Origin of the sequence: Tateyamaria sp., from assembly GCF_039945315.1 — a bacterium.
Lineage (GTDB): Bacteria > Pseudomonadota > Alphaproteobacteria > Rhodobacterales > Rhodobacteraceae > Tateyamaria.
In genome coordinates, this window is record NZ_JBDUXB010000035.1 from 1 (window position 1) to 7,514 (window position 7,514).

At 53.7% G+C, this 7,514-nt stretch carries 7 protein-coding genes and 1 pseudogene; all 8 read left to right on the top strand.

Translation table 11 applies throughout. The features are described 5' to 3' along the window. Positions 1-366 precede the first annotated feature (366 nt). Positions 367-876, top strand: coding sequence for a DUF6134 family protein (locus ABJD00_RS09965; protein ID WP_413849658.1), 510 nt, complete (start codon positions 367-369; stop codon positions 874-876). 13 nt (positions 877-889) lie between these two features. Then, complete coding sequence (locus ABJD00_RS09970; RefSeq protein WP_413849660.1) at positions 890-1,567, top strand: response regulator transcription factor; 678 nt, start codon at positions 890-892, stop codon at positions 1,565-1,567. Then, complete coding sequence (locus ABJD00_RS09975; protein WP_413849662.1) at positions 1,564-2,928, top strand: sensor histidine kinase; 1,365 nt, start codon at positions 1,564-1,566, stop codon at positions 2,926-2,928. Before ABJD00_RS09970 ends, ABJD00_RS09975 begins: the two co-directional genes overlap by 4 nt. Before the next feature lie 95 nt (positions 2,929-3,023). Continuing rightward, positions 3,024-3,614: a thermostable hemolysin gene (locus ABJD00_RS09980; protein WP_413849664.1), complete on the top strand. Its 591-nt coding sequence runs from the start codon at positions 3,024-3,026 to the stop codon at positions 3,612-3,614. Further along, a complete protein-coding gene (locus ABJD00_RS09985) occupies positions 3,614-5,050 on the top strand; it encodes an AMP-binding protein (protein ID WP_413849666.1) in 1,437 nt (478 codons plus the stop codon). The genes ABJD00_RS09980 and ABJD00_RS09985 overlap by 1 nt, the downstream gene beginning before the upstream one ends. Further along, positions 5,047-5,838, top strand: coding sequence for an SDR family NAD(P)-dependent oxidoreductase (locus tag ABJD00_RS09990; RefSeq protein WP_413849668.1), 792 nt, complete (start codon positions 5,047-5,049; stop codon positions 5,836-5,838). Before ABJD00_RS09985 ends, ABJD00_RS09990 begins: the two co-directional genes overlap by 4 nt. 33 nt (positions 5,839-5,871) lie before the next feature. Further along, positions 5,872-6,732, top strand: a complete 861-nt coding sequence (locus ABJD00_RS09995; protein ID WP_413849670.1) for a TauD/TfdA family dioxygenase — start codon at positions 5,872-5,874, stop codon at positions 6,730-6,732. Positions 6,733-7,430: 698 nt separating this feature from the next. Continuing rightward, a pseudogene (locus ABJD00_RS10000) lies at positions 7,431-7,514 on the top strand (IS6 family transposase); the annotation flags it as partial.

Genomic DNA, 7,514 nt, shown 5'->3' on the forward strand with positions numbered 1-7,514 from the left:
ACCGCATATCCACGCTCAACAACCTGCGCCACGGCGTCCTGCTTAAACTCATCCGTAAACCGTATGCCCTTGTTCATATCCGTCTCTCCTTGGTTCCAAAATTACCAAGCAAAGCGTCTACAAATCTAGGGGCACCTCACACCTAAAGTGTCAAACAAATCCCAACCGACCATTCCCGGTCGAAATTCTTGGAAGACTGTTCCAGTTATCTTGGACCTGTAAGCTTCATGTAAGTCTCATCGGCCATCAGCCGCTCAGTCTAATAGCATTATGGAGAATACTATGCGCTTGTTTGGATTGCCTCTGGGCCTTGTTGCTGCACTAGCCGCACCGGTGAACGCGCTCTCGTTACACTCTAGTGGATCCTTGATCTTTGATGTCGTACGCAAGGGCAAGGACATTGGCGACCACAGCTACAAATTTTCCGGTCAGAGCGGCAATTTCACTGTCAGGGTTGCTACGGACATCGCCGTCAAGGTGCCGTTGATCAGAACCACAGCCTATAGTTTCAAACACAAAAGCATCGAAAATTGGAAAGGCGGGCAACTACAGCAGCTCAGTTCGTCCACAAATGATGACGGCGAGCCTCATCAGCTGAAAACTGCGAACAAGGGGGCTTTGCCGGCCAGCCTCTGGAACGACGATATTGTACGTGGTGGCAAACTCATGAACACTATCGATGGAAAGATCATGAGCGTTCGCACTGCGGATCTTGGCACAGAAACAATAAAAACAAAGAGTGGCAGTGTTTCCGCGCATCACTACCGTCTGTCCGGCGATCTGGCCCGCGACCTTTGGTATGATAGTGACGGCAACCTTGCGCAGGTGATGTTCAAGGCGGATGATGGATCGACTGTGATGTACATCCGGAAGTAGAACGGCACCCTGAATGCGGATACTCTATGTTGAAGACAATGAAAAACTGGCGCTCAATACGAGCGCCAGTTTGCGTGACGCGGGGTTTGTTGTGGACGCCGTCTACACTGCCGAAGATGCTTTGCATTCCGTAAAGAGTTTTGAGTACGACGCAGTTATCCTTGATCTCGGCTTACCAGATCAGGAAGGCATGGACGTCTTGCCAAAAATCAAGAGCAGAAAATCACAAACCCCCATCATCATATGTACCGCCCGCGATGGGCTCGATGATCGGGTCAAAGGCCTGAATGCCGGCTCGGACGATTACATCGTTAAGCCGTTTGCCGTCTCGGAGCTTGTTGCGCGGATTAATGCTGTTCTACGCCGACCGGGTGGGGTACTTGGAATGACTTTGGCTCTGGGGAACGTAAAATTTGAAACCGTAGACCGATCCGTCGTTATTGCCGAAGAAGTGACGCGTTTTACTAAGCGTGAACTTGCTCTGTTGGAGGTATTCCTCCGCAGAGCTGAGAGGGTGGTTTCAAAGGAAGCAATTGAAAACGCGCTCTACGGTTTTGATGAGGGGGCAACGCCCAATGCCATCGAAGTTTTGACCCACCGCTTGAGGAAAAAACTTGTCGACAAAGGTGCTACCATCGAAATCCACAATCTGCGTGGGATCGGATACGTTCTTCAGGAAAGTGCTGGATGAACGTATTAAATTTCCTGATCGGGCCGCGCCGTTCACTAAGACGTGGTCTGCTGCTAAACATCATTGCGGCGCTTAGCCTTTGCACTGTCCTCGCAGGAGCGGTTTTGATCAGTGAGTTCTACGAGCATCTCGAAGAAAACCTGAAAGACGCGATGACCGATGAAGCCAAGGAGATCGTCAGCCAAACTGTCCCGAATGCCCCGGGCTTCGGGCTTGATATCAATGCGCTTCGATTTCAGGGCGTTGAGGGCACCTATCGATATACCGTTTATGATGAAACGGGCCTCATAATAGCAGGTGGAGAAGGATCCGATGTCATCTGGAGACAACTTTCCCGGATTGATCTTGGCGAACCCCAACCTATTTTGCTTCCCGGCGATCGGCTTGGGGTAGGACTGAAGGCTCAGATCGCGAACCAAGAAGTGTATGTTTTGGTGTCCACATTTCCGAAGGGGAATAACGAGACGCAGTTCAACAAGCTTTTACACGAACTCGAGGAGGGGGTCTGGTGGGTCATTCTTGGGGTGGCCATGGTTCTGATAGCCGCCATTCTTGCGACGCGTCGTGCGTTATCCCCTCTCACGGCACTGTCGGACCAAGCGCACCAAATTGGACCGGGAGCGGCCAATCAACGCCTGACGAACGATCGAGCGCCGACGGAAATCGAGCCCCTAATTGCAGATATAAACAAAGCTTTTGATCGTTTGGAACAGGGCTACAAAGCGCAGCGGGATTTCGCATCGAACGTCGCGCATGAGATTCGTACGCCCCTCGCTGTACTCAGATCCAGCGTCGACCGGATTGAGGACCCTGTTTTGAAGCAGTCTTTGACGCAAGATACAAAGCAGTTGGACCGCATTTTCGGACAGCTCATCGATCTGTCCCGGGCTGACGCGGCCTTGCAATCAACTTTTGAGACCGTGGATTTACACACCGTCGCAGTTGATGTCGCAACTGAACTTGCGCCGGTTGCGCTGCGTTCTGGTCTGAGTTTGTCAGTGACCGGGCCGAAAGAGGTTTTGGTGCAGGGGAGTTCGGGTTTGCTGTTGATTGCGCTTCGCAACCTCGTCCGAAATGCAGTGCAATATTCTCCAAAGAACAGTGAAGTTGGCATTGAACTTCTGTCTGATCCGGCGGGCTGGCGGGTTTCCGATCAGGGGCCGGGAGTCCCGGATGACCTCAAGACTACCTTGTTTGAAAGGTTCAATCGCGGCACCCAAGCGAACACTCAAACAAAGGGGGCGGGGATAGGCTTAGCCATCGTCGAATCGGTCGCGCAATCACATGGCGCCCATGTCGTCATCCAAGACCGGGATGAAGGTGGCAGTGTATTTTCGTTTATTTTCAAAGAAGAATTTTAGCGGTCTGTCGTTTTCTCAGGATTTTGTAAGTCTCCTGTAAGTCACATCGCAGAGAACACCCTCAACACATCAAAAAAGGTACGTTGAGGTTGGATATGAAGATTGAATTTTTAAGTGGGAACTGTCCCGGACGACGAGCGGCACAAGATCATATCCAGGCTGTGTATCGCGACATCTATGATGCCCAGGTTACCGAGTTTGCACCATTGCTGGTTACGGCCGTGCGCGCAGGTGGGGAAATACTATGCGCGGCGGGAATTCGAACTGCCGAAGACGGGTTCTTCTCCGAAGGCTATCTGACGTCCGATTTCTCAACAGCGCTGAGTGAAGTTGCGGGCCTCGCGGTTCCTGCTTCAGATATTATGGAAGTTGCATCCCTCGCGTCCACAACTCCATTCCCGGTCTTACCCATGCTGGACACAATGATCGAATGGGGGCGTGAAAATGGAAAAACCTGTGGCGTCTTTACGGCCACGGGACCGCTACGACGCCTTTTGACCAGAACTTCGCTGAGCTATGTCGAGCTGGCACCAGCGGACATCTCCAAGGTAACTAATCCGGAAGCCTGGGGATCCTATTATGATACAGACCCCAGGGTCTGTGCATTCAGCGAGGTCCAGTCTCAACCGGCGCTCTTGTCTCCTCGGAGACGCGCGGCGCGCTTGGCTGCGAAGGCAGCTTGCTGATGCAACAGGTCTTTGACGCACTGAAGTATCATGCAGAAACCCGCCCCGATGACATTGCTTTCGAGGATGATACACAAAGGATCAACTGGCGTGATTTGGCCATTCGCGTTGAAAGCCTAACCCGCACAGTAGAAACGTTAGAAGGGACTGTCGGTATCGGCCTTTCGGGTGGCATAGACTATGTCGTTGCTGACCTCGCTTTAACACTCGGTGCGAAGCGGCAGGTGCCTTTGCCCTTCTTTTTCAGCACGGAGCAAAACGCACATGTACTGATGAACGCAAGGGTTGGAACTGTCATCACATCACATCCGGAGATGTTCTCGGCTCTACCACAACTCAAGCTGATCAGCCCTTTAACTGGCCCCGCAGCCTCCTGCGACTTGCGACCCTACTCAGGTGGCGCTGAACGGATCATCTACACGTCCGGATCGTCGGGCAGTCCCAAGGGTGTCGTACTCGGTGACCGTCAACTCCGGGCATCCATCGGCGCGTTAAGCCGGGTGATCGCGGCTGATGCGTCCGACACGCATCTGTCTATTGTTCCGCTTGCGCAGCTGCTCGAGCAAATTTGTGGGATATTCCTGCCGATCGTGGCCGGTGCCAAAACGGTTTTCCGGTTTGAGGCCACTAAATCGCTGTTCGGAGCACCGATCGAGCCGCTTGTCGATGCCTTTGCAGAAATTCGCCCGACGACAAGTCTGCTGGCGCCAGCAATTTTGGGCCGGTGGGTAAATGCTCTTGGGACTGACAAGGCGCCGGACAGCCTTCGTTTTGTCGCCGTAGGTGGCGCCTCTAGTTCGCCGTCCCTGATACATGCCGCACGCAATGCAGGCATTCCAGCGTATGAAGGTTACGGCTTGTCTGAATGCTGTGCCGTCGTCGCAATGAACCAACCCGGAGACAATCAACCCGGAACGGTTGGTCAAATCCTCGATGGGCTGACCGTCGAGATTGACGACGGCGAGATTGTTGTTTCGGGGCCGACCGTGATGCAAGGCTACCTGAATGACGAGACGGCCCCAGATGAATGGCGCACCGGCGATCTGGGGCACTTTGACGGCGACAGGCTCGTCGTCGATGGACGCAAAGATGCGCTTTTGGTCACAGGTGCAGGGCGTAATATCTCACCAGAATGGGTAGAGCAGCGCGTGAATGCCGATCCCCGCATTGTCAGCTCTGTCCTGAGCATCCGCCAATCAGACGGAGCGCTGGTACTGATCATCGTGGCTGTAGCCGCTGTATCGCTCAACGAGATTGAAGCCTACCTGTCGGATCTGCCCGGGTACGCACGTCCGAGCGCAGTGATTGTCACCGACCCAACCGAACCCGGTCTATTGTTCCCGGTCGGCACGCCTAATCGTTCTGTAGCGGCTTCATTGATTGGCACACGCGCCGCGCAACCGATGATCCTCCAACCAGAAAGCATCGCATCATGAACAGCCCAAAAAAAGTTCTTATCACAGGGGCAGGAACCGGAATAGGCAGAGCCTTGTCCGTTGAGGCAGCAAAAAAGGGGTTCGACCTGATCCTTGTTGGGCGCACCTTAGGCACGCTGGATGAAACGCTTTCGATGTGCAGCACGAGTCCCGTCCGCAGCGTCGTTGCCGATGTGACAAAGGCGGAAGGGCGCGCATTGATCGCCGACGCGGTCGAGGGATCGCTCGACATCCTCATCAACAACGCAGGCGTATTGAGTGTTGGGCATCTTGCAGACATGAGTGATGCCGATCTGCAGAGGATGACAAACACCAATCTGGTCGCTCCGATGGCATTGACCCGCGACCTGCTGCCCGCGTTGCGATCATCGAAGGGGCGAATAGTCAATGTCGGGTCGGTTTTCGGCGACATCGCTTATCCCTTTTTTGCGGGTTACTCTGCGACCAAATTTGGTCTGCGTGGGTTCTCAGACGCCATGCGGCGTGAATTGTCGGGTGTCGGCATTGGCGTGACCTACATCGCGCCGCGCGCAACCCATACAGCAGCAGAAAGAACGTTTGCCTCTCTAATTGAACCCATGGACATGACGCTCGATACGGCAGACGTGGTTGCTGTGCAGGCTTGGGATGCGATCCTCAAGGGCAAACGCGAGAGCTTTCCCAAGGGAAAAGAGCGGTTCTTTGTGAAAGTACAGCGCCTGTTTCCGTCGCTGGTCGACAAATCACTTGGCGCTCAGGCGCGCGACCTGAAGACCCTGGCAGCGCTGCGCCCCTCCCCCCAATCCTAATCGTCAATTATAAAAATCCACGGGACAAAAAATATGACCTACAACGTTATCCGTACGTCTGACGCAGGCGTTAACTCTGTCAATCCGGCGATACTGTCCACAGTCAAGGAACATCTGAACCGCGACGGTTGGGCTTTGCTGCGCGGCTTCGATATGAACATTGCATCCTTTGGCGACCTCACATCGCAATTGTGCAGAACCATCACCTTTGATCCTGCACGTGAAAACACGGACAAAAACACCCAGAAAGTGGATGCCGGCCTTGGGCCAATTGGTCTGCATATCGAGAATGGCAACACGCCGGTCTGCCCCGATATCGTAGCGTTCTACAGCACCAAGGCCGCTTTCGAGGGCTCCCAGACGACGATTTGTGATGGAAGGGACGTATTGGCGGCCTTTTCGGAGGCACAGAAGGAGCGTTGGTCGCAACCCATGTTGGTCACAAGAACATTACCCGAGGCATTATGGAAGCGTTACCTTGCGAATGAGCACCCGGCGATCAGTGAGCCAGAAGAGGTCACACAGGAACATATCCTGCAATTCAAAGCGTCGATCCCGGACCAAGACTTCACGCTAAATATGGATGGTTCTCTTGAATATCGCATCAAAGTTTCGCCTGTGCGCCCATCGTCTTTGTCCGATGGTCAGGCCTTCGCGAACGCAATCCTCGGGCCATCCCACAACTATGAGCCACCGGTTTATGCGTTGGATGACGGCTCCATCGTAACGTCAGATGAGATCGAAGAGCTTCGCGGGATTGCCGAAACCTGCACGGTCGAGATCAATTGGCAGGACGGCGATGTCGCAGTGATCGACAATACCCGCGTCATGCATGGTCGTCGTGCGATCAGGGACAACGATAGGGAACTCAGTATCGGCATGGGCCGCCTTTGATAGCTGCCTGTGCGACATAAAGAGAAAGCGGCGCATAGTTGAGCCTCAACGGCGCATTCTGCACTGAGACTCTAATGCACCTGGACACTCTTTGACTTCTGAGTTGCCGAGGACCCTTTTGCACTGCCTGTCGAAGGTTAGCAAAGCGTAGGAAATTTACCTCTTGATTAAACGCGACGAATTCTTCTTTGTCCGGCAACTCGGTCAATTGTGCAGCCAAAGAATAGGTCCGCTTCGTCCGCGTTGCAGTCATACAGAGATTTCAGGCGAACGACCGCTCTGAGCCCAAAATACCGACCCCTGCCAGCATGCCGTATGACCGCTTTTGGAAACACTTACCAAAGATGAGCCGGCCCAAGCGAACACTTTCTTTGTTGGGCCTCTATGTTAGGTTGCTGGACAAGTTCACCCTTTGAGCATCAGTAAGAGATGAAAGATGGCGGCCCATATTTGAGCGCTCTTGAACGGTTTCCACGGGTTGCAATCGGGCATCTGCCCACCCTGGTCGAGGCCATGCCAAACCTCGGGCAAGAGTTAGGCCTGTCACTATTCGTCAAGCGTGATGATTGCACAGGCATCGGCTTTGGCGGCAACAAGGTGCGTCAATTGGAATACTATTTGGGGGCTGCTCAAAACGTCCAGGTCTTGTCAGAAAGATTCCAGTTGAGACGGGCAGGGCGGCCTCGTAGCGTCTGAACATGACCAAACCTAACCCTTTCAAGGGCTTTCAAAGCAGCCCGGAAATCATTCGCTTGGCGGTGATGTTGTACATTCGGTTACCG